Annotated in this window: 18 protein-coding genes; 8 read left to right on the top strand and 10 right to left on the bottom strand. The window is 70.4% G+C overall.

What is annotated here, in order from left to right:
• Window positions 1-35: 35 nt before the first annotated feature.
• From IF11_RS0102800 to IF11_RS0102785, 4 genes are all read right to left on the bottom strand, one after another.
• Window positions 36-1,817, bottom strand: coding sequence for an ABC transporter ATP-binding protein (locus tag IF11_RS0102800; RefSeq protein WP_030349765.1), 1,782 nt, complete (start codon window positions 1,815-1,817; stop codon window positions 36-38).
• The gene (locus IF11_RS0102795) at window positions 1,814-3,646 is read right to left on the bottom strand and encodes an ABC transporter transmembrane domain-containing protein (RefSeq protein WP_030349764.1); all 1,833 of its coding nucleotides are present in this window, start codon (window positions 3,644-3,646) and stop codon (window positions 1,814-1,816) included. Before IF11_RS0102795 ends, IF11_RS0102800 begins: the two co-directional genes overlap by 4 nt.
• A 211-nt stretch (window positions 3,647-3,857) precedes the next feature.
• On the bottom strand, window positions 3,858-5,348 hold the full coding sequence (locus tag IF11_RS0102790; RefSeq protein ID WP_030349763.1) for a Gfo/Idh/MocA family protein: 1,491 nt from the start codon (window positions 5,346-5,348) through the stop codon (window positions 3,858-3,860).
• A 149-nt stretch (window positions 5,349-5,497) separates the two neighbouring features.
• Window positions 5,498-5,941 (bottom strand): MarR family winged helix-turn-helix transcriptional regulator, encoded by a 444-nt coding sequence (locus IF11_RS0102785; protein WP_030349762.1) that lies wholly within the window; start codon window positions 5,939-5,941, stop codon window positions 5,498-5,500.
• Between the two features lie 126 nt (window positions 5,942-6,067).
• Between IF11_RS0102785 and IF11_RS0102780 the strand changes: the two genes are divergently transcribed.
• A complete protein-coding gene (locus tag IF11_RS0102780) occupies window positions 6,068-7,909 on the top strand; it encodes an ABC transporter ATP-binding protein (RefSeq protein ID WP_030349761.1) in 1,842 nt (613 codons plus the stop codon).
• A 207-nt stretch (window positions 7,910-8,116) separates the two neighbouring features.
• Window positions 8,117-8,968 carry an endolytic transglycosylase MltG gene (gene mltG, locus IF11_RS0102775; RefSeq protein WP_030349760.1) on the top strand — a complete coding sequence of 284 codons (852 nt, stop codon included), beginning with the start codon at window positions 8,117-8,119 and terminating at the stop codon, window positions 8,966-8,968.
• Window positions 8,969-9,028: 60 nt separating this feature from the next.
• Here the strand turns inward: mltG and IF11_RS0102770 are convergent, their stop codons facing one another.
• From IF11_RS0102770 to IF11_RS43090, 6 genes are all read right to left on the bottom strand, one after another.
• The gene (locus IF11_RS0102770; RefSeq protein WP_078490363.1) at window positions 9,029-10,102 is read right to left on the bottom strand and encodes an NAD(P)-binding domain-containing protein; all 1,074 of its coding nucleotides are present in this window, start codon (window positions 10,100-10,102) and stop codon (window positions 9,029-9,031) included.
• Window positions 10,103-10,185: 83 nt separating this feature from the next.
• Window positions 10,186-11,394 (bottom strand): LLM class flavin-dependent oxidoreductase, encoded by a 1,209-nt coding sequence (locus tag IF11_RS0102765; protein ID WP_030349758.1) that lies wholly within the window; start codon window positions 11,392-11,394, stop codon window positions 10,186-10,188.
• On the bottom strand, window positions 11,391-12,446 hold the full coding sequence (locus tag IF11_RS0102760; protein ID WP_030349757.1) for an ABC transporter substrate-binding protein: 1,056 nt from the start codon (window positions 12,444-12,446) through the stop codon (window positions 11,391-11,393). The genes IF11_RS0102765 and IF11_RS0102760 overlap by 4 nt, the downstream gene beginning before the upstream one ends.
• 110 nt (window positions 12,447-12,556) lie before the next feature.
• Window positions 12,557-13,333, bottom strand: a complete 777-nt coding sequence (locus IF11_RS0102755) for an ABC transporter ATP-binding protein (protein ID WP_030349756.1) — start codon at window positions 13,331-13,333, stop codon at window positions 12,557-12,559.
• On the bottom strand, window positions 13,306-14,166 hold the full coding sequence (locus IF11_RS0102750) for an ABC transporter permease (RefSeq protein WP_030349755.1): 861 nt from the start codon (window positions 14,164-14,166) through the stop codon (window positions 13,306-13,308). Before IF11_RS0102750 ends, IF11_RS0102755 begins: the two co-directional genes overlap by 28 nt.
• Window positions 14,167-14,333: 167 nt before the next feature.
• Window positions 14,334-14,417: a putative leader peptide gene (locus tag IF11_RS43090; protein WP_349817350.1), complete on the bottom strand. Its 84-nt coding sequence runs from the start codon at window positions 14,415-14,417 to the stop codon at window positions 14,334-14,336.
• Window positions 14,418-14,509: 92 nt separating this feature from the next.
• On the opposite strand from IF11_RS43090, the gene IF11_RS0102745 reads away from it, so the two are divergent.
• The 6 genes from IF11_RS0102745 to IF11_RS36315 all read left to right on the top strand — a co-directional run bounded on the left by IF11_RS0102745 (window position 14,510) and on the right by IF11_RS36315 (window position 20,534).
• The gene (locus IF11_RS0102745; RefSeq protein ID WP_030349754.1) at window positions 14,510-14,932 is read left to right on the top strand and encodes a secondary thiamine-phosphate synthase enzyme YjbQ; all 423 of its coding nucleotides are present in this window, start codon (window positions 14,510-14,512) and stop codon (window positions 14,930-14,932) included.
• 76 nt (window positions 14,933-15,008) lie between these two features.
• The gene (locus tag IF11_RS38365; protein WP_240627730.1) at window positions 15,009-15,179 is read left to right on the top strand and encodes a hypothetical protein; all 171 of its coding nucleotides are present in this window, start codon (window positions 15,009-15,011) and stop codon (window positions 15,177-15,179) included.
• A gap of 207 nt (window positions 15,180-15,386) precedes the next feature.
• Window positions 15,387-16,673: an FAD-dependent oxidoreductase gene (locus IF11_RS0102735; protein WP_206300681.1), complete on the top strand. Its 1,287-nt coding sequence runs from the start codon at window positions 15,387-15,389 to the stop codon at window positions 16,671-16,673.
• A gap of 52 nt (window positions 16,674-16,725) precedes the next feature.
• Window positions 16,726-17,139: a nuclear transport factor 2 family protein gene (locus IF11_RS0102730; protein WP_030349752.1), complete on the top strand. Its 414-nt coding sequence runs from the start codon at window positions 16,726-16,728 to the stop codon at window positions 17,137-17,139.
• Window positions 17,140-17,189: 50 nt separating this feature from the next.
• Complete coding sequence (locus tag IF11_RS0102725; protein WP_030349751.1) at window positions 17,190-18,035, top strand: LLM class F420-dependent oxidoreductase; 846 nt, start codon at window positions 17,190-17,192, stop codon at window positions 18,033-18,035.
• A 534-nt stretch (window positions 18,036-18,569) separates the two neighbouring features.
• Window positions 18,570-20,534, top strand: coding sequence for an AfsR/SARP family transcriptional regulator (locus tag IF11_RS36315; protein WP_063759110.1), 1,965 nt, complete (start codon window positions 18,570-18,572; stop codon window positions 20,532-20,534).
• Window positions 20,535-20,594 lie beyond the last annotated feature (60 nt).

Genomic DNA, 20,594 nt, shown 5'->3' with positions numbered 1-20,594 from the left:
TCGTACAAGCCCGTACGGGACGCCCCCGCGCTCCGTCAGCCGTGCCAGGAGCGCCACAGCGCGGCGTACGCGCCGTCCGCGGCCACCAGCTCGTCATGGCTGCCCAGCTCGCTGATCCGGCCCTCCTCGACCACCACGATCACATCCGCGTCATGCGCGGTGTGCAGCCGGTGGGCGATCGCCACGACCGTACGGCCGTCCAGGACGCGGGCCAGCGAACGTTCCAGATGCCGGGCCGCGCGTGGGTCCAGCAGCGAGGTCGCCTCGTCCAGCACCAGCGTGTGCGGGTCCGCGAGGACCAGCCGGGCCAGCGCGATCTGCTGGGCCTGGGCCGGGGTGAGCGCCGTACCACCGGAACCGACCTCGGTGTCCAGGCCCTCGTCCAGCGCCCGCGCCCAGCCGTCCGCGTCGACCGCCGCCAGCGCCGCCCACAGCTCGGCGTCCTCCGCGCCCGTGCGCGCCAGCAGCAGATTGTCGCGCAGCGCGCCGACGAACACATGGTGCTCCTGGTTGACCAGGGCGACATGCTCCCGTACCCGCTCGGCGGGCATCTTGGAGAGTTCGGCGCTGCCCAGCGTGATCCGGCCCGTGCGCGGTCCGTAGATCCCGGCGAGCAGCCGGCCCAGCGTCGACTTCCCGGCGCCGGACGGACCGACCAGCGCGAGCCGGGTGCCCGGGCTGACATTCAGCGTCACCCGGTGCAATACGTCGACGCCCTCGCGGTAGCCGAAGTTCACGTCGTCGGCGCTGACATCCCGGCCGTCGGGGACCACCGACGCGTCGCCCGCGTCCGGCTCGATGTCCCGTACCCCCACCAGCCGGGCGATGGAGACCTGCGCGACCTGGAGCTCGTCGTACCAGCGCAGGATGATCCCGACCGGTTCCACCAGCATCTGGGCGAGCAGCGCGCCCGTCGTCAGCTGTCCGACGGTGATCCAGCCCTGGAGGACGAAGACCCCGCCGATCACCAGCACGGCCAGGAAGATCGTCGTATGCGTGAGGTTGATGACGGGGAACAGCACCGACCGCAGCCAGAGCGTGTACCTCTCCCAGGCGGTCCACTCCTTGATCCGCCGTTCCGACAGCTCCACCCGGCGCCCGCCCAGGCGGTGCGCCTCCACGGTCCGTCCCGCGTCCACCGTCTCGGCGAGCATGGCGGCGACGGCCGCGTATCCGGCGGCCTCCGAGCGGTACGCGGAGGGCGCGCGCTTGAAGTACCAGCGGCAGCCGATGACCAGCAGCGGCACCGCGAGCAGCACCGCGAGAGCCAGCGGCGGCGCGGTCACCGTCAGCGCGCCGAGCAGCAGCGCCGCCCAGACGAGGCCGATCGCGAGCTGGGGCACGGCCTCGCGCATCGCGTTCGCCAGCCGGTCGATGTCGGTGGTGATCCGGGACAGCAGATCGCCGGTGCCCGCCCGTTCCAGCACTCCGGGCGGCAGCCCGACGGATCTCACGAGGAAGTCCTCCCGCAGATCCGCGAGCATCTCCTCGCCGAGCATCGCCGCGCGCAGCCGCATCATCCGTACGAAGACGGTCTGGACGACCAGCGCGATCGCGAACAGCGCGGCCGTGCGCTCAAGATGCAGCTCGCGCGCGCCCTCGGAGAGCTTCTCGACGATGTCGCCGAGCAGATACGGGCCGACCATCGAGGCGATCACGGAGACCGTGTTGACCGAGATCAGCAGGATGAACGGTGTGCGGTGCCGGTGCAGCAGCTCGCCCACATAGGCGCGTACGGTCGCGGGCGTCCCGACGGGCAGGGTCGTCGCCGACTCCGGCGCCGCCGGGTCGTACGCCGGAGGGGCCACGCCGATCATGCTGATTCCTCGATCTCTTCCCGTGCCCGCGCTGACGCCGGCGTCATGATCTGTCTCTGTTCGGCCGCGGTCTCGCTCTGTTCGTCCTCGGTCTCGCGGGTGACGACGGCCCGGTAGCCGGGGTCGTCCCGTACCAGCTCGCGATGGAGACCGACCGCGGAGACCTGGCCCTCATGGATGAACACCACGCGGTCCGCGTGGTCCAGCAGCAGCGGCGAGGACGCGAACACCACCGTCGTACGGCCGGCCCGCAGCTCCTTCACGCTCTGCGCGATCCGCGCCTCCGTATGCGAGTCCACGGCGGAGGTCGGCTCGTCGAGCACCAGCACCTCCGGGTCGGTCACCAGCGAACGGGCCAGCGCCAGCCGCTGGCGCTGGCCGCCGGAGAGCGACCGGCCGCGCTCGGTGATCCTGGACCGCATCGGGTCGCCGCTGCCGTCCACCGACGCCTGAATGAGCGCGTCGAGGACATCGCCGCACTGCGCCGCGGCGAGCGCCTTCTCGGGATCGACCGCGCCGGAGGCCGGGATGTCCAGCAGCTCCGTGAGCGTCCCCGACAGCAGCACCGGGTCCTTGTCCTGTACGAGGACGCTGGCCCGCGCCGCGTCCAGCGGGAGATCGTCCAGCGCCACCCCGCCGAGCAGCACGGACGCGCTCTTCTCCTCGTCGGCGGCATGGCCGCCGAGGCGCTCGGCGAGCCGCCCCGCCGCGTCCGGATCCCCGCACACCACGGCGGTCAGCAGCCCGGACGGGGCGCGAAGACCGGTGGCGGGGTCGTACAGCTCCCCGGTCGGCCGGGCGTCGTCCAGCCCGCCGCGCTCGTCCTCGAACGCGGTCCGCTCCAGTGAGAGCACCCGGGCCGCGCGCTTCGCGGAGGGCCGGGAGAAGGAGTACGCCATGGCGATCTCCTCGAAGTGCCGCAGCGGGAAGAGCAGCAGCGTCACCGCGCTGTAGACGGTCACCAGCCCGCCGACCTCGATCCTGCCGTCCAGGACGAGCCGGGCCCCGTACCAGATGACCGAGATCAGCATGATGCCCGGCAGCAGGACCTGGATCGCCGAGATCAGCGACCACATACGGGCGCTGCGCACGGCGGCCTTGCGCACCTCCTGCGAGGCGGCGCGGTAGCGGCCGAGGAACAGCTCCTCGCCGCCGATGCCGCGCAGTACCCGCAGTCCGGCGACGGTGTCCGAGGCCAGTTCGGTGGCCTTGCCGGCCTTCTCGCGCTGGACGTCGGCCCGTTGGGCGGCGCGGGGGAGCAGAGGCAGTACGGCGACGGCGAGGACCGGCACGCCGACCGCGACCAGCGTCCCCAGCTCCGGCAGATACAGCACCAGCCCGATACAGATCAGCACGATCGCGATGACGGCGGCCAGGAAGCGCGAGAGCGCCTCCACGAACCAGCCGATCTTCTCGACGTCGCCGGTCGAGACGGCGACGACCTCACCGGCGGCGACCCGGCGGGTCAGCGCGGCACCGAGCTGGGCGGTCTTGCGCGCCAGCAGCTGCTGGACGCGCGCGGCGGCGGTGATCCAGTTGGTGACGGCGGTGCGGTGCAGCATGGTGTCGCCGATGGAGATGGCGGCGCCGCACAGCGCGATGAAGCCGCCGGCGAACGCGAGCCGGCCGCCGGAGCGGTCGATCACCGCCTGGACGGCGAGCCCGGCGCCCACCGAGAGCCCGGCGATGCCCGCGAAGTGCAGCAGGCCCCAGCACACGGCCTTGATCTGTCCGCCCAGCTGACTACGTCCGAGCCACAGCAGGAAGCGGGGGCCTGACCTGGCATCGGGAATCCCTGGATCGGGATACGGAAGGTCGCGAATCTGCATGATGTCCCATGACTCGTGGAGTGGCCCAAACCGTGCAAGGTTCGCCTTATTGGAGTGCCCGGGGCAATGGGTTTTCCGCGGAAAGAGCCAGAACGAGCCAGCGGGAGGGGTGCGGGGAGGGGCGCCGGGAGGGGCCGGAAGAGGGTGCGCCGGACGGGTGCGGGGGCCGTACGGTACGCGCCGTACGGCCCCCGCACTCACGGGTTCCGGATCACTCCTCGGGTCTGCCGGAGTCCACCCCCGCACGGGCGTTGCGCCACTCGCCGCGTGTGAAGTCGGGGATCTGCTGCGGGGCCCCGTTCGCCTTGAGCGACGCGTGGCTGAGCGGCACCGGCGCGGTCCAGGTCGCCGCGTCGTACACATCGAAGTCGGGCACGAGGCCGAGCCGGACACACTGCATCAGCCGGAAGACCATGATGTAGTCCATCCCGCCATGGCCACCGGGCGGATTGGCATGCTCCTTCCAGAGCCAGTGGTCCCAGTCCGCATACTTCCCGAAGTCGCCCCAGGAGTCATCCGTGTGGTCCGGCTCGATGTAGATGCGCTCGGGATAGTCCTCGAACACACCTTTGGTACCGCCGAGACTGTTGATCCTGCTGTACGGGTGTGGCGTCGACACATCGTGCTCCAGCCGGATGACCCGGCCCTTCGCCGTCCTGACCAGACTGATGGTCCGGTCGCTCTCGATGTATGTCTCCTTCCAGCTCGGGTCGCCGGGCGGCATATGGGCGGCGCGGTACTCGGCGAGCCCCAGCGCGGGCGTGCCGACGCTGGTGATCGAGACCGCGCGGTCGCCCCGGTTGATGTCCATATAGTTGGCGACCGGGCCGAAGCCGTGGTTGGGGTAGAGATCGCCGCGCAGCCGGGTGTGCCAGAGCCGGCGCCAGGGCCCCTCGTAGTAGTCGGGGTCGAACATCAGGCCGCGCAGATCGTGGTTGTAGGCGCCCGCGCCGTGCAGCAGTTCCCCGAACTTGCCCGCGTGGGCCATCCGCAGGACCCGCATCTCGTTCTTCCCGTAACAGCAGTTCTCCAGCTGCATGCAGTGCCGCCGGGTGCGTTCGGAGAGATCGACGAGCTGCCACAGCTCGTCGAGGCGCATGGCGATGGGACACTCCACCCCGACGTGCTTGCCGTTCAGCATGGCCGACTTGGCCATCTCGAAGTGGAAGTCCCAGGGCGTGGCCACATAGACGAAGTCGAGATCTCCGCGGGCGCAGAGGTTCTCGTAGTCGGCCTCGCCGTTGGTGTAGACGGCGGGCGCGGGCTGGCCCGCGCGCACCACCTTCGCGGCGGCGCTCTCGGTCTTCGCCTTCACCGGGTCGCAGAGCGCGACGACCCGGACGCCCGGGACGGCGAGGAAGAGGTCGATCATGCTGCCGCCGCGGTTGCCCAGGCCGATGATGCCGACCCGTACCGTCGTGCGGCGTTCGAACGGGACCCCGGCCATCGTGCGGCCCTTGCGCGGGGGCGCCGAGGAGTCGGTGGACGCGGCGGATTCCGCGGCTCCGGCAGCCGCGGCGGGGCCGGCCGCGGCCGCGGTGCCGCCGCCGAGCGCGGAGAGGCCGAGCCCGGCGCCCGCCACACCCGCCGTGGTCCGCAGGACCGAGCGGCGGCTCACCTCTCCTTGGGCGCTTCCCTGGGCGCTGTCCTCACTGGGGGATGTGTCTTCCGTACCGGGGTTCTCCTGTGCTGCGTCGTGCATCGACCCTCCAAGGGGGGAGTTGACGTGCGCGGCTGGTGCGTGAACCTCGGAAAGGACCTTGGCCGCCGACGCGGGCGATGCGCAAGGTGATGCGCAAGGGTCCGATTGGACTCTTGGGAACGGGCTGTTGGACTTCTTCCGCGCCGGAGTCAGCAGCGGCGCTCGGGGCCGCCGTCGACCAGCGTCGAGAGCAGCCCCCCGAGAACCTCGCGCTGCTCGGCGGCGAGCGGGGCCAGGACCTCCTCGGCGGCCGACCGGCGGGCCTCGCGCAGGGCCCGCAGCGTGGCCCGGCCGGTGTCGGTCAGCTCGATACGGACCACGCGACGGTTGGTCGGATCGGGGGCGCGGCGCACCGAGCCGCTCGCCTCCAACCCGTCGACCAGGGAGGTCACGGCCCGGGGCACCACTTCGAGACGCTGGGCCAGATCGGCCATCCGCGGCGGCTTGTCGTAATACGCGACGGTACGCAGCAGCCGGGCCTGCGCGGGAGTGATGCCGATCGGCTCCAACTGCCGCTTCTGGATGCGGTGGAGCCTGCGGGTCAGCCGCAGCAGCTGCTCCGCCAGCAGGCCGTCGGCGTCGGGGGTGCTCATGGCGGAATAATATCAGGACTATGGTCATTGTGAACATAGGTAACAGTGAGCTAGGCTCGACGAGCCTCGTGGGTACGCCCGTACCCGCGTACCTCCGCCCGAGCCCCTCAGCCATCGAAGGAGCCCATGAAACCCGAACACTCGACGTGGACACCGTCGTCCCGCCCCGGTGATCCGGGGCAGCCGGAGCCGCCCGCCCAGCTGCGGCGCATCTTCGGCCTCTTCCGTCCCTACCGCGGCCGGCTCGCGATCGTCGGGCTGCTCGTCGGCGCGTCGTCGCTGGTCACGGTCGCCTCGCCGTTCATGCTGCGCGAGATCCTCGACACCGCCATACCGCAGGGCCGTACCGGCCTGCTCAGTCTGCTCGCCCTCGGCATGATCCTCACGGCGGTCGTCAACAGCGTCTTCGGCGTGCTTCAGACGCTGATCTCGACCACGGTCGGCCAGCGCGTCATGCACGATCTGCGCACCGGCGTCTACAGCCGGCTCCAGCGCATGCCGCTCGCCTTCTTCACCAAGACCAGGACCGGTGAGGTCCAGTCCCGTATCGCCAATGACATCGGCGGCATGCAGGCGACCGTCACCTCCACCGCGACCTCCCTGGTCTCCAACCTCACGGCCGTCGTCGCCTCGGTCGTCGCGATGCTCGCCCTGGACTGGCGGCTCACCGCCGTCTCGATGGTGCTGCTGCCGGTGTTCGTCTGGATCAGCCGACGCGTCGGCCGCGAGCGCAAGAAGATCACCACGGACCGCCAGCGGCAGATGGCCACCATGGCCGCCACCGTCACCGAATCGCTCTCGGTGAGCGGCATCCTCCTGGGCCGCACGATGGGGCGTGCCGACTCGCTCACCAAGTCCTTCGCCGACGAGTCCGAGCGGCTGGTCGGCCTGGAGGTGCGCTCCAACATGGCCGGCCGGTGGCGGATGTCGACCATCGGAATCGTCATGGCCGCCATGCCCGCCCTGATCTACTGGGCCGCCGGCATCGCGCTGGGCGCCGGTGGCACGGCCGTCTCCATCGGTACGCTCGTCGCCTTCGTCTCGCTCCAGCAGGGCCTGTTCCGGCCCGCCGTGAGCCTGCTCTCCACCGGCGTGGACATGCAGACGTCGCTCGCCCTCTTCCAGCGCATCTTCGAGTACCTCGATCTGCCCATCGACATCACCGAGCCCGAGCGGCCGGTCAAGCTCGACACGATCCGCGGTGAAGTGCGGTTCGAGGACGTCGACTTCAGCTATGACGACAAGGGGCGCAGGACGCTGCGGGAGATCGGTCTGACGGTCCCGGCCGGCGGCAGCCTCGCCGTCGTCGGCCCCACGGGCTCCGGCAAGTCGACCCTGAGCTATCTCGTACCCCGGCTGTACGACGTGACCGGCGGCCGGGTCCTGATCGACGGCGTCGACGTACGCGACCTGGACTTCGACACGCTCGCGCGGGCCGTCGGCGTCGTCTCGCAGGAGACCTATCTGTTCCATGCCTCGGTGGCGGAGAATCTGCGTTTCGCCAAGCCGGAAGCCACCGACGAGGAGATCGAGACGGCCGCCAGGGCCGCCCAGATACACGACCACATCGCCTCGCTCCCCGACGGCTACGGGACGCTGGTCGGCGAGCGCGGATACCGCTTCTCCGGCGGTGAGAAGCAGCGGCTCGCGATCGCCCGCACCATCCTGCGTGACCCGCCGGTGCTGATCCTCGACGAGGCCACCAGTGCGCTGGACACCCGTACCGAACACGCGGTCCAGCAGGCCATCGACGCGCTCTCCGAGGGGCGCACCACCATCACCATCGCCCACCGGCTCTCGACCGTGCGGGACGCGGACCAGATCGTGGTCCTCGACGCGGGCGCCATCGCGGAGCGGGGCACCCATGACGAGCTGATCGAGCAGGACGGCCGCTATGCCGCCCTCGTACGCAGGGACAGCCGGCCGACGCATCAGCAGGCCGAGGCGCTGGCGTCGGTCTCCCCCTGACATGGCAGTGCCGCCGCTCCTGCGGGACGGGGAGCGACGGCACAGCGTTCGGTCAGCGGGATCGCGCACTCTCCGTGTCCGGTCCGGCCGTCGCCGGCAGGTGGCTCGCGTGCCGTTCGTATGCCGTTCGTATGGTGTTGCCGCGTCGCCCGTGTCGGCGCGCCTGAAGTGCCGGGTTCGCTGATCACTCCGGGTTAGCGTGCCCGCATGATGAACGAGCCTCCGGAGGCGAGCCCCGGGCGCAGACCCCGTCTGACCCGCCGGGGCCGTGTGGTCGTGCTGCTGACCGCGGTCCTGGTCGTGGCCGCCGCGGTGCTGGTTCCCGTACTCCTGCTGACCGGGGGCGGTGAGGGCGAGAAGCGGACGACGCTGGTCATTCCGGAGGGTCGGCGTGCCGCCGATGTCTATGTCTCCGTCGACCAGGCGCTGGGCCTGTCCCCGGGCACCACCCGCAAGGCGGCGTCCACCGCGCGGCTGCGGCTGCCCGAGGCCGCCAAGGGCAACCCCGAGGGCTTTCTCTTCCCGGCCACGTATCCGGTCGGCTCCGCGACGACCCCGGCCAATCTGCTGAGCTATATGGTCAACACCGCCAACCAGCGGTTCGGGGCGGGCCGGATCAGCGCCGGGGCGCAGCGCGCCGGGATGTCGACCTATCAGGCGGTCACCGTCGCCAGCATCGTGCAGGCGGAGGCGGATTCGGTGGCCGACATGGGGAAGGTCGCCAGAGTCGTGCACAACCGGCTCTCGCTGGGCATGCCGCTCCAGATGGATTCGACGCTGAACTACGCGCTGAACCGTTCGACCGTGGACACCAGCCACGCGGATACGAAGATCGACAGCCCGTACAACACCTATGAGCGCAAAGGGCTGCCGCCCACGCCGATCGGCAACCCGGGGGAGGAGGCGATGAACGCGGCGCTCAACCCCGCGAGCGGGGACTGGCTGTACTTCGTCACGGTGAAGCCCGGGGACACCCGCTTCAGCAACAAATACGCCGAACAGCGGCGAAACGTCGAGGAGTTCAACCGGAACCGCATGGCCGCGAACGGCTCGAACTGATCGCGTCGCCGTCCGGGCCTCGGGTCCTGGGGTGTTCCGGTCCGCGGGGTGTTCGCGGTGTCAGGCCACGGCCGGTTCGCGCTCCAGCAGCCGCTTGATCTCCCGTACGGCCGCCCGCCCGGCCCGGTTCGCGCCGATCGTCGAGGCCGAGGGCCCGTACCCCACGAGATGGACCCGTTCGTCCCGTACGGCCCGCGTCCCCTCCACCCGGATACCGCCGCCCGGCTCCCGCAGTCCGAGCGGTGACAGATGGCTGACCGCCGGCCGGAACCCGGTCGCCCAGAGGATCACATCGGCCTCCACCGTCCGGCCGTCGTCCCAGGCCACGCCGGTGGGGGTGATCCGGTCGAACATCGGCAGCCGGTCCAGCACCCCCGTCTCGCGGGCCCGCGTGATCGCCTCGGTGACCGGCAGACCGGTCACCGACACCACACTCCGCGGCGGCAGTCCCCGCCGTACCCGCTCGTCGACGAGCGCGACGGCCGCCCGTCCCTGCTCCTCGCCGAACGGGCCCTCACGGAAGACGGGCGGCCGGCGCGTCACCCAGGTGGTGTCCGCCGCCACCTCCGCGATCTCCATCAGATGCTGGGTGCCGGAGGCCCCGCCGCCCACCACGACCACCCGCAGCCCGGCGAACTTCCCGGGCCCCGGATAGTCCGCGGTGTGCAACTGCCGCCCACGGAAGGTCTCCTGGCCGGGGTAGCGCGGCCAGAAGGGCCGGTCCCAGGTCCCGGTGGCGCTGATCAGCCCCCGGGCCGACCAGTTCCCCTCGGAGGTCTCCACCAGCAGCCGCCCGCCGTCGCCCTCGCGCACCGCCCGTACGTCCACGGGCCGGTGGACCCGCAGGCCGAAGCGCCGCTCGTACGCCGTGAAGTACGCGCCGATGACCTCGGAGGAGGGCCGCGCGTCATCGCTCTCCGCGGTGGTCAGCTCCATGCCGGGGAGCGCGTGCATGCCATGGACCTTGCCGTATGTCAGCGAGGGCCAGCGGAACTGCCAGGCGCCGCCGGGCCGGGGGGCATGGTCCAGTACGACGAAGTCGCGGTCGGGTTCCAGACCCGACCGCCGCAGATGGTAGGCGCCGGACAGACCCGCCTGTCCGGCGCCGACGACCACTACATCGATGTCCCGCACCCCAAAGTCGTTCACGTTTCTACCAACAGCCTCCGGGGCGGGAATCTTCCCCTGAACCTCCAGGTCCGGACCGGGGCGCTCTGTCACCGGCCTCCGGAGAGCAGCAGCGGAGCGCCACCGGGCGCGGACGCCGGGCGGCCGTTCACCGCCGGCACGCCCAGCAGCGGCGAGGCCGGGACCTGTGCGAGGAGCCCGCGCGCGGCCAGTTGCGGGGTCACGCCCTCCCCGAACCAGTACGCCTCCTCCAGATGCGGATAGCCGGACAGGACGAAGTGCTCGATCCCCAGCTCGTGGTACTCCTCGATCCGGTCGGCCACGTCCGCGTGGCTGCCCACCAGCGCGGTGCCCGCGCCGCCCCGTACCAGCCCCACCCCCGCCCACAGATTGGGCGCGATCTCCAACCGGTCGCGGGACCCACCGTGCAGGGCGATCATCCGCTGCTGGCCCACCGACTCGCTCCTGCCCAGCGCCTGCTGGGCAGCCGCGACCGTCTCGGGGTCGAGATCGTCCAGCAGCCGGTTCGCGGTGGCCCAGGCGTCCTTGGCGGTGTCCCGCGAGATGGTGTGCATCCGGATGCCGAAGCGGACCGTACGGCCCCGCTCCTCCGCGAGACCACGGATCCAGTCGATCTTCTCCTTCACCTGGGCCGGCGGCTCGCCCCAGGTCAGATAGACATCCGTGTGCTCGGCCGCGACCGGTCCCGCCGCCGCGGACGAACCGCCGAAGAAGATCTCCGGGAGCGGATCGGGCGGCAGCGCGGTCAGCCCGCCCTCCACCTGGTAGTGCTCACCGTCGAAGTCGTACGGCCGGCCGCCCCAGACGCCCCGGATCACCGAGAGGAACTCCGCGGTCCTGGCATAGCGGCGGTCGTGGTCGAGATGGTCGCCGAAGCGGCGCTGCTCGGTCGAGTCACCACCGGTCACCACATTGAGCAGCAGCCTGCCCCGGGTGATGCGCTGGTACGTGGCCGCCATCTGCGCGGCGAGCACCGGTGAGATCAGCCCCGGGCGGAAGGCCACCAGGAACTTCAGCCGCTCGGTCTGCTGCGCGAGCGCCACCGTCGTCAGCCAGGCGTCCTCGCACCAGGTGCCCGTCGGCGTCAGCACCGCCTCGAAGCCCAGATGCTCGGCGGCCTTGGCGATCTGCGCCAGATAGTCGATGTCCGGGGCCCTGATCCCGCTCACCGGCGTGATGCGGGAGCGCTTGATGCCGCCGTCGGTGTACGCGTGCCGGTCGACGAGCGTACGTCCGTCGCCCCCGGTCGGCAGGAACCAATGCAGATGAATGCTCATCGGGAAGAGGCCTTTCCGTAGCTGCGCGCCGGCGAGGTCGACGGCGGGAGGTCCTTGTTGAAGCGGTCGTCCACGTAGTCGGCGAAGTCGAACGCGTGCGGAATGAGCTTCAGTTCGGTGAAGGTGTCGGCGATCCGCTGCTCCGAGGAGATCGCGGCCCGGTCGAGGGCCACCGGTACGCGCGTGCCGTAGGTCAGCTTCACCGCGTCCAGGGCGACTTCGTACGGCAGCCCGGTGTCCTTCGCCCAGACCTTCGCCCACTGCTCGGGATGGCCGAAGACCCAGTCCTGCGCCCGGCGCAGCCGCTCGATGAAGTCACCGATGGCCGCCGCCTTCTCCGTGTCCTTGAGCGCGGCCGGCGCGGCGACCTGGAAGTTCAGCCCATTGACGACGCCCCGGCCATCGGTCAGCACCCGTCCCTGCCCGCCGCGCAGCACCTGAGAGGTGTAAGGGTCCCAGACGGCCCAGGCGTCCACCTTGCCGGTGGTGAACGCGGCCAGGGCGTCGGCCGGCTGCAACAGTGTGACTTTGATGTCGTCGAGGGTGAGGCCGGCCTTTCTGAGCGAGGCGATCAACTGGTAGTGGGCCGAGCTGCCCTGGGCGACGGCGACGGACTTGCCCTTGAGGTCGGCGGTCTTCTTCAGCGGCGAGTCCTTCCGTACGAGAATGGCCTCGCCCCGGGAGTCGCCGTGGACCGCCGCGACGACGGTGATCTTCGACTTGGCTCCGGCGGCGAAGACCGGCGGCGTGTTGCCGACGGAACCGAGGTCCACGGCACCGGCGTTGACGGCTTCGAGCATCGGCGGCCCCGAGGTGAAGGTGGACCACTTGACCCGGTAGGGGAGGTCGTCGAGTTCACCGGCGGCACGGAGGACCGCTTCCGAACCGCCTTTCTGGTCACCGATGTTGAGGGTCAGGGAGCCCTTGCCGTCGACGGAGCCGCGCGCGCCGCCGGAGTCGTCGGCGGACGAGCTGCCGGAGCAGGCGGTGAGGAGGAGGGCGAGGGGGAGGGCCAGGGGGAGCAGGGCGGCGGGGAGGAAGCGTTTCATCAGCGGACTTTCTGTGGGGGTGCGGGGGGAAGGCGGACCTACTCGTCTAGGGCGTGTTTCGGAAGTAGCGCCTGCCAGGCGTCGCCAGGCAGGCGGGACTTCCGAAACACGCCCTAGGCCGCGGCGCCGGTGGGGACGGGCTCATCGACCCCCAACTCGGTGAGGAGCCGGGAGCGGAGGGCGGCGAAGCCGGGATCGCCGACGGCGCGAGGCCGGTCCAGCGCGACCGGCGTCTCGTACGCGATCACCCCGTCGCGCATCACCAGCGCCCGGTCCGCGAGCAGCAGCGCCTCCTCCACGTCATGGGTGACCAGCAGCACCGCGCAGCCGCGCCGCTGCCACAACTCGGCCACCAGCCGCTGCGCCTTGATCCGGGTCAGCGCGTCGAGGGCGCCGAACGGTTCGTCGAGCAGCAGCAGATCCGGTTCCCGTACGAGCGCCCTGGCCAGCGAGGCGCGCTGGGCCTCGCCGCCCGAGAGCGTCTTGGGCCAGGCCCCCGAGCGGTGGCCGAGCCCGACCTCCGCCAACGCGCCCTCGGCGATGTCCCGTTGGGGCTTGCCGTCGAGACCGAGCAGCACATTGCGCCAGACCCGCTTCCAGGGCATCAGCCGCGGCGCCTGGAACGCGACCGCGCGCCGCTTCGGTACGAGTACGGTCCCCTCGATATCGCGGTCAAGACCCGCCAGCACCCGCAGCAGCGTCGACTTGCCGCAGCCGCTGCGGCCGAGCAGCGCGGTGAACTCCCCAGGACGCAGGGTCAGATCGAGCCGGTCGATCACCGGACGCCCGTCGAAGGCCCGGGTCAGCCCCTCGACCCGTACCGCCACCGCGCCGTCGGACACCGGACCCGCGGTCGCGGGGCTCACTTGCCCTGGAATGTCGGTCGCCATTGCAGCAGCAGCCTTTCGAGAGTGCGGACGACGGCATCGGCGAGCAGGCCCAGGAAGGCGTAGACGACCAGGCAGACGACGATGACATCCGTACGGAAGAACTCCCTGGCCTGGTTCATCAGGAAGCCGATTCCGGCGTCGGCGTTGATGGACTCGCCGAAGACGAGGGCGAGCCAGGCGGTGGCGAGGGAGTACCGCAGACCGGTCATCGCACCGGGCAGCGCGCCCGGCAGGACGACATGCCGTACGAGACCCCAGCGGCCGAGCCCCAACGACTGTCCCGCCTCGATGAGTTGCTCGTCGACGCCGCGAATCCCCGCGTACACGTTGAGATAGAGATGGAAGGCCACCCCGAGCGCGATGAGCGCGATCTTCGGGGCCTCGCCGATGCCCAGCCAGATGATGAACAGCGGGATCAGCCCGACCCAGGGCACGGTACGCAGCATCTGCACGGTCGCGTCGACCAGATCCTCGCCGAGCCGGGAGAGCCCGGAGACCAGCGCGAGGGAGATCCCGATCACCCCGCCGAGCAGCAGCCCCACGGCGACCCGCTGGAGCGAGATGCCCATGGCGGCGGGCAGGGTGCCGTCACTGATCAGCTCGCCGGCGGCCGCGGCGATGGTGCCGGGGGAGGCGAGGATGTCGCGGTGCAGCACCCCGGTCGCGCTGAGCACCTGCCAGCCGGCCAGGAGCAGCAGCGGCCCGACGGTACGCCGCAGCCACCGCGGCACGGCACGGCGCCGGGAGCCGGCCGTGGGTGTCACCGGCTCCAGCGCGAGAGGTTCGTTCTTCGACAGTGTGGAGAGGTCCGGCGGGGCATGATCGATGGTCATGGCGGCTCCTCGGGCGGGGGGAGGGGGAAGGAGCGTGCGGGAAAGACGCGCCTCAGCGCCGGCGCGCGGGGATACGGCGACGGCATACGGTCAGCGGGACACGCCGACCGGGGCGACGGGAGAGACGGGGCGATGCCGGAGGGAAGAGCCCCGGGGGGAGAAGGGCGTCAGCAGCCGCGACGACACGCGGCGGAGGCCACCCGCAGCAGGTCGATGTGACCGCGCGTGGTGAGCAGAGCTGAACGCAACATGCCGCAGAACGTAGCGAGCGTTTCCGGATCCGGTCAATGGCGTCTCGGTACGCGGACGCGCGGTCCCGCGGGCCGGGCGGGAAGATGGAGGCATGCCCGACGCATTCACCACCAGAACCCTGAACGTCACCACCGGCACGCGTGAGGCGGTGGCCGATCTGACCCATGCCTGCGAGGAATTCCTCCAGGACAGCGCGGCGGGCCGGGACGGCCTGCTGAACATCTTCGTACCGCACGCGACCGCGGGCGTGGCCATCATCGAGACCGGCGCCGGCAGCGACGACGACCTGCTCGCCGCGCTCCGGACCCTCCTGCCCCCCGACAACCGCTGGCACCACCGCCACGGCACCCCCGGCCACGGCAGAGACCACGTACTCCCCGCCCTGGTGCCCCCACACGCGACGCTGCCGGTGATCGGGGGACGCCTGGAACTGGGCACGTGGCAGTCGGTCTGCCTGGTCGACACCAACAAGGACAATCCGAACCGTCAGGTCCGGCTGAGCTTCCTGGGCTGATCAGGACCGTGCCGCGGGACGGCCGAAGGGCAGAGCCGCGCGCGGAATCCAGCGTTTTTCGCGCACGGAGCGGCGCGTGGTCAGCTACTGGTCGCGCTACTACCGCTGGGAGTACCGGACGTTCGGGACGTATCCGGGGTGCGCCCTGTTGGAGGCGTTCCGAGCCGCCGCGTCGGAACAGGCGGGCGCGCGGTGGCCGCGCCGCACACCGCCCCCGGTGGCGGACGCGGACGGCGGGTCTTCCTGACTCTGTTGTCTGTGGGGATTGAGCAATCACGGAGGCGAACTCCCCGACGCCTCGACGCAGACTCACCAGGAGACCCGGTGATCCAGGAGATCACGGACTTCTCATGAAGGTGGGTGCGTAGGCGTGCTTGCTAGGCATGCGGTAGTCATCGGAGGCTCCATAGCTGGCCTCACCGCCGCTGGCACGCTGGCCAGCAGGTTCGAGAGAGTGACTGTCCTCGACCGGGATGAGCTGCCCTCCGACGCGCGGAACCGGAAGGGTGTGCCGCAGGCCCGTCACGGTCATGCCCTGCTCATCGGCGGACGTCTGGCGCTTGAGAAGGTGTTTCCGGGCCTCACCGCCGAGTTGACCGCGAGCGGCGCGGTCCCGTGGGACCCGGGGAACGACCTCATGTTCCACCAGATGGGTGCCTTCCGTATCCCGTACCCCACCGGAATGCTCGGTGTCAGTCTGACCCGTGCCTTTCTGGAGTTCTCGCTGCGACGGCGGGTGAGCGCGTTGCCCAACGCTGAACTGCGGGGCGGCGCGTCGGTCACGGGCGTCACTGGCGTCACCGGCCAGGTGACCGGTGTGGAGCTCGACAACGGCGAGGTGATCCCGGCCGATCTGGTCGTCGACGCGACAGGGCGGAGCGACCGGGGGGACCGCTGGCTTGAGCACGTGGGCTGCCCCGCACCCGAAGTCGACACCGTGAAGATCGACGTTGGCTACACCAGCCGTCTGCTGCACCGTCTCCCCGGTGACCAACTGACGGAGCAGGGCGGCCTGATCTACCTGATGGCCTCGATCTCACCGAACGACAAGCGGGCCGCGGCGGCCTTCGCCGTGGAGGGAGACCGCTGGCTCGTCACGCTGGGGGGCTGGCACCGCACCTACGCGCCCACCGATCCCGCCGGTTTCGCGGAGTTCGCCGCCGGTCTGCCCGTGTCCCACATGTCGGATCTGCTGGCCCGTTCCAAGCCGGTGGACGACGGCGACGCGGTGCGCTACACGTACCCCCATGCCCGTCGGCGCTTCTTCGAGCGGCTGAGCCAGCCACCGGCGGGCTACGTGGCGATCGGCGACGCCGTGTGCAGCTTCAATCCGCTGTACGGCCAGGGGATGACCGTGGCCATTCTGGAGGCGCTCGAACTCGGGGAGTGCCTCGACCGCGTCGGCGGGCCGACCGCCATGATGACGCGCAAGTACTTCCGGGCGGTGGGCAAACTGCTTGAGATGCCATGGCGCATCGCTACCGCGGGCGACTTCATCTTCCCGGAGACGGTGGGGCCGAAGGCGTTCGGCACCGACCTCGCCAACTGGTACGTGGGTCAGGTCACCCGCGCCAGTCACACGTCGGTGGATGTGCACCGCGTGATGCTGGAGGTACAGCAGATGCTGGCTCCGCCGTCCGCGCTCATGCGGCCGACTGTGATCGCCCGTTCGCTGCGCGCTGCCCGCAGATCGCCTGCCGTGGGCGCGGCGAGCACCCGCGTGCAGAGTGCCGTGCCGTAGCCCTGCCGGGGACGAGAGAAAACCATGTATCACCGGAAATGATGGAGGAAAAATGCCGGAACAGCCTGTCGACACGGTGAAGCGCGTTTACGCGGGCCTGACCGCTTTCGATATCGAGATGGTTCTCGGGACCTGTGACCCCGAGGTCGAGATGATCGCCCCGAAGTCGCTGCCGTGGTCGCAGGGCGACTACAAGGGGCTCGACGGAGCCGCCGCGTACTTCGCCAGTGCTCTGGGACACCTGGACCAGGCCAAGTTCGAAGTGGAACAGTACCTTCCGTCCGGTGACTGGGTCGCCGCACTCGGTTGGTGGAGCGGACGGTTCAAGGAGTCCGGGAACGAATTCAACGTGCGCTTCGTGCACTTCTGGATCATCCGTGACGAGAAGATCGTCCGCGCCGAGGGAATTTCCGACACGGTGCCGATCGCAACCGCCGGCGGGACGCTCGTACCCGCCACCGGCTGACCGGGCCATGTGGCCTTGCTGACCGGTACGACTCGATATGGGGAGAGCGTGTGAAGTTCGGTGTGTCGGCCCTCGTGACCGACGAGGGAATCGGGCCCGCGAAATTGGGCCGAGCCCTGGAAGAGCGCGGATTTGAGTCGCTGTTCGTCGGCGAGCACACCCATATTCCGGTGAAGCGGGAGACCCCGTGGCCGGGCGGTGGGGAACTCGGCCGGGATCTCTACCGCACCCTGGACCCCATCGTGTCGCTCACCGCGGCCGCGGTGGCCACGGAGCGGCTGATCGTGGGCGGCGGCGTGTTCCAGGTCACCCAGCGCGATCCCATCACGCTGGCCAAGGAGATCGCCTCGCTCGATCTGGTGTCGGGTGGCCGCGCGGCCGTCGGTGTGGGTGCCGGCTGGAACCGTGAGGAGATCCGCAATCACGGTACCGACCCGAGGACGCGCATGGCGCTGTTGCGCGAGCGCGTACTCGCCATGAAGGCCCTCTGGACCCAGGAGGAGGCGGAGTTCCATGGCGACTTCGTCTCCTTCGACCCGGTGTTCTCCTGGCCCAAGCCGGTGCAGCGTCCGCATCCGCCGGTCATGGTCGGCGGCAACCATCCCGCGGCCGTCGAGCGTGTCCTGGACTTCGGTGACGACTGGGGGCTCATCTGGCTGCCGATGATGCTGGAGGGGGAGGGCGGCCTCGGTGATCTCGTGGCGGACTTCCGACGGCGTGCGGAGGAGCGGGGCCGTGGATACATGCCGGTGACGGCGTATCAGGTGCCGCCGGACGCTCGGGTGGTCGAGTCCATCGTCGCGGCGGGCGCGGACCGGATCCTCTTCACCCTGGACACCGCTCCGGAAGCGGACACACTGCGCAGCCTCGACGCGATGTCACAGCTGATCGGATAGCGTCCGCGGCCGCCGTATCCCGTCCTTTCGCTCGGCCGACGGCGGCCCGCGGTGGAATGCGCGGAGGGCACGGGCCCTCTGGTGATCAGGTGAGCGCTGACGCCACTTGGTGACCGGGGATCCGTGCCCGTTGCCGTTCCCGGCCGCTGCCGGGTCCCATCCGGTCCCGGGGTCCCTCGCGGTGTGGTGGGCCCTCGTGGTGCGGTGGGCCCTCTTGCGCACGGACGTGTGCGGTGAGCAATGTCAGCGGTGACAGGTGTTCGAGCGATAGATACTTTGTTCTAAGTCGTGGGACGCGAGTGGAAATTGCGTCTCATTGTGCTGATTGTGGACGTAACGGAGTTCCATCGAAGGCGAACGGTTGGCTGAGCGGGACACCGCTCTTCACCCCGTGAGCCAGAGCGCTGCAAGGGGTTGTCGGGAGGCCGGCGGCCGTGTCCGACGAGGGGGAACATGCGGCTGGAACTGTTGGGGTCAGTGAGGGCTTGGTGCGACGGAGCGGAAGTCCTGCTCGGGCCACCGAAGCAGCGTGCAGTGGTCGGGGTCCTCGCGAGCCGCGTCAACGAGATCGTGGGCGTCGAGGAGATCGTGGACGCGGTGTGGGGCAGTGCTGTTCCGCAGACCGCGGTCAACGGTGTGCACACTTACGTCGCCGGTCTTCGCAGAGCACTCGAACCCGGTCGCGGACGCCGTGCGTCGGGTGGAGTGCTCACCTCCTCCGGGGGCGGCTACGCCCTGTGCCTCGACCCCGATCATGTCGACGTCGCCCTGTTCGAGCGGCACCACGCGGAGGCGCGGCGCCTGCACGGCCAGGGGCAGCTCCAGGAAGCGCTGCGGGAGTTCGACGCGGCGCTGGGCTTATGGCGGGGCGACGCCCATGCCTACGCCAATGTCCCCGGTCCGTTCGCGGAGATGGAGCGCACCCGGCTCGCGGAACTGCGCCTGACCGCCGTCGAGGAGTGGGCCGCCGACATGCTCGCCGTGGGCCGGCATGCCGAGGCCGTTCCCATGCTCTCCAACCTGGTGGCCAGGGAACCGTTGCGTGAACGTCTGCGCTGGTTCCTGATGCTGAGCCTGTACCGCAGCGGACGCCGGGCGCACGCACTGGGCGTGTACCGGGAGACCCGACGTCTGCTCAGTGAGGAACTGGGACTGGAACCGGGGACCGAACTGCAGTCCCTGCACGCCCAGATCCTCGCCGGACACCCGGACCTCGTCTCGCGGGTGACGGACATCGCGGCCATACGCGAGGGCCGTCAGACCGCTGCCCCCGTCAAGGTCGCGTCCGTCGACCCGGTACCGGCCGTGCGCCCCGCTCAACTCCCTTACAGCGCACGTGGGTTCGTCGGTCGCGCGGAGGAGCTGGCGGAGCTGGGGGCCCTCACCGCCCAGGGCGGCGGACGGCCCGAGATGCGCCCGACGCTGGTGGTCATCGAAGGAGCCCCGGGCATCGGCAAGTCGACGCTCGCGCTGCACGCGGCGCGGCAGCTCGGCGACCGTTTCCCGGACGGCCAGCTCTACGTGGACATGTACGGGGCAGCCTCGCGGCAGAGAACGCTGAGCGCCATGGACGCCCTGGCGCAGCTGTTGGGCAGTCTGGGCGTGGCGAAGTCACGTCTCCCCGACGACCTCGCGGGACGCGCGACGCTGTACCGCAGCCTGCTCCACGGCAAGCGGGTGCTGGTGGTGCTGGACGACGCCGTGAACGCGGAGCAGGTGCGACCGCTGATTCCGAGCGGTCAGGCGTGTGTGCTGGTCACCAGCCGGCGGGTGCAACGCGGACTGGTGGTGAGGGACGGTGCCTACCGCATCGCACTCAAGCCCCTGTCCTCGGCCGAGTCCGTGCGGCTGATCACCTATCTGATCGGTGCGGGGCGGGTCGAGGGGCAGTGGGAGGCCGCCGCCCGGCTCGCCGAGATGTGCGGGCGCCTGCCACTGGCCCTGCGGATCGCCGCCGAGGGCCTGGCCGAGCACCCCCGGCTGACATTGGCCGACATGGCGCAGCAGCACGCCGCTGAGGAGGGCCGCCTCGACCGTCTCGCTGTCGAGGACGATGTGGCGGCCAGTCTCCGGGCCGCGTACGCCGTGGCGTACGACGCGCTCCCCGCAGACGCGGCACGGCTCTTCCGGCTTCTCGGGCTGTACCACGGCGAGATGATCACTGCCCTCGTCGGTGCCGCACTGATGGGCGGCGACCTCGCGCACGCGGAGCAGGTGCTGGGCGTGCTCGCCGACTGCCATCTGCTGGAGGAGGCCGGCGAGGGCATGTACCGCTTCCACAATCTCCTGGGCATTTACGCGGCCGAATGCGCCGAGCAGGAGCCCGCGCACCACCGGACGGCGGCCCTGGCGCGATTGCTGGACGCCGGACAATTCGCCTCGGATTTAACGCCGTCCTCAATAGTTCCGCCTCCCGAACCGGTGTTGATCGGGGCGGCGGCGTGCAGGCGCTCTCCGTATCGCAGTATTGACGAAACCCCCACGCGCAAAGCCGAGTAGAGCAATATCGGAGGTGCGTATCGGAGCGGCCTCTGCGAAAGTTTCCACCACGGTTCGGTG

It is taken from the genome of Streptomyces scopuliridis RB72, from assembly GCF_000718095.1.
GTDB lineage: Bacteria > Actinomycetota > Actinomycetes > Streptomycetales > Streptomycetaceae > Streptomyces > Streptomyces scopuliridis.
This window is presented reverse-complemented; position numbering and strand designations above follow the sequence as displayed.

Coding starts and splice junctions, on each gene's coding strand:
- IF11_RS0102780 (WP_030349761.1), top strand. CDS start 6,068: ATGAAACCCGAACACTCGACGTGGACACCGTCGTCCCGCCCCGGTGAT.
- IF11_RS0102730 (WP_030349752.1), top strand. CDS start 16,726: ATGCCGGAACAGCCTGTCGACACGGTGAAGCGCGTTTACGCGGGCCTG.
- IF11_RS0102800 (WP_030349765.1), bottom strand. CDS start 1,817: ATGATCGGCGTGGCCCCTCCGGCGTACGACCCGGCGGCGCCGGAGTCG.
- IF11_RS0102785 (WP_030349762.1), bottom strand. CDS start 5,941: ATGAGCACCCCCGACGCCGACGGCCTGCTGGCGGAGCAGCTGCTGCGG.
- IF11_RS0102745 (WP_030349754.1), top strand. CDS start 14,510: ATGCCCGACGCATTCACCACCAGAACCCTGAACGTCACCACCGGCACG.
- IF11_RS0102795 (WP_030349764.1), bottom strand. CDS start 3,646: ATGCAGATTCGCGACCTTCCGTATCCCGATCCAGGGATTCCCGATGCC.
- IF11_RS0102750 (WP_030349755.1), bottom strand. CDS start 14,166: ATGACCATCGATCATGCCCCGCCGGACCTCTCCACACTGTCGAAGAAC.
- IF11_RS0102790 (WP_030349763.1), bottom strand. CDS start 5,348: ATGCACGACGCAGCACAGGAGAACCCCGGTACGGAAGACACATCCCCC.
- IF11_RS0102765 (WP_030349758.1), bottom strand. CDS start 11,394: ATGAGCATTCATCTGCATTGGTTCCTGCCGACCGGGGGCGACGGACGT.
- mltG (WP_030349760.1), top strand. CDS start 8,117: ATGATGAACGAGCCTCCGGAGGCGAGCCCCGGGCGCAGACCCCGTCTG.
- IF11_RS43090 (WP_349817350.1), bottom strand. CDS start 14,417: ATGTTGCGTTCAGCTCTGCTCACCACGCGCGGTCACATCGACCTGCTG.
- IF11_RS0102755 (WP_030349756.1), bottom strand. CDS start 13,333: ATGGCGACCGACATTCCAGGGCAAGTGAGCCCCGCGACCGCGGGTCCG.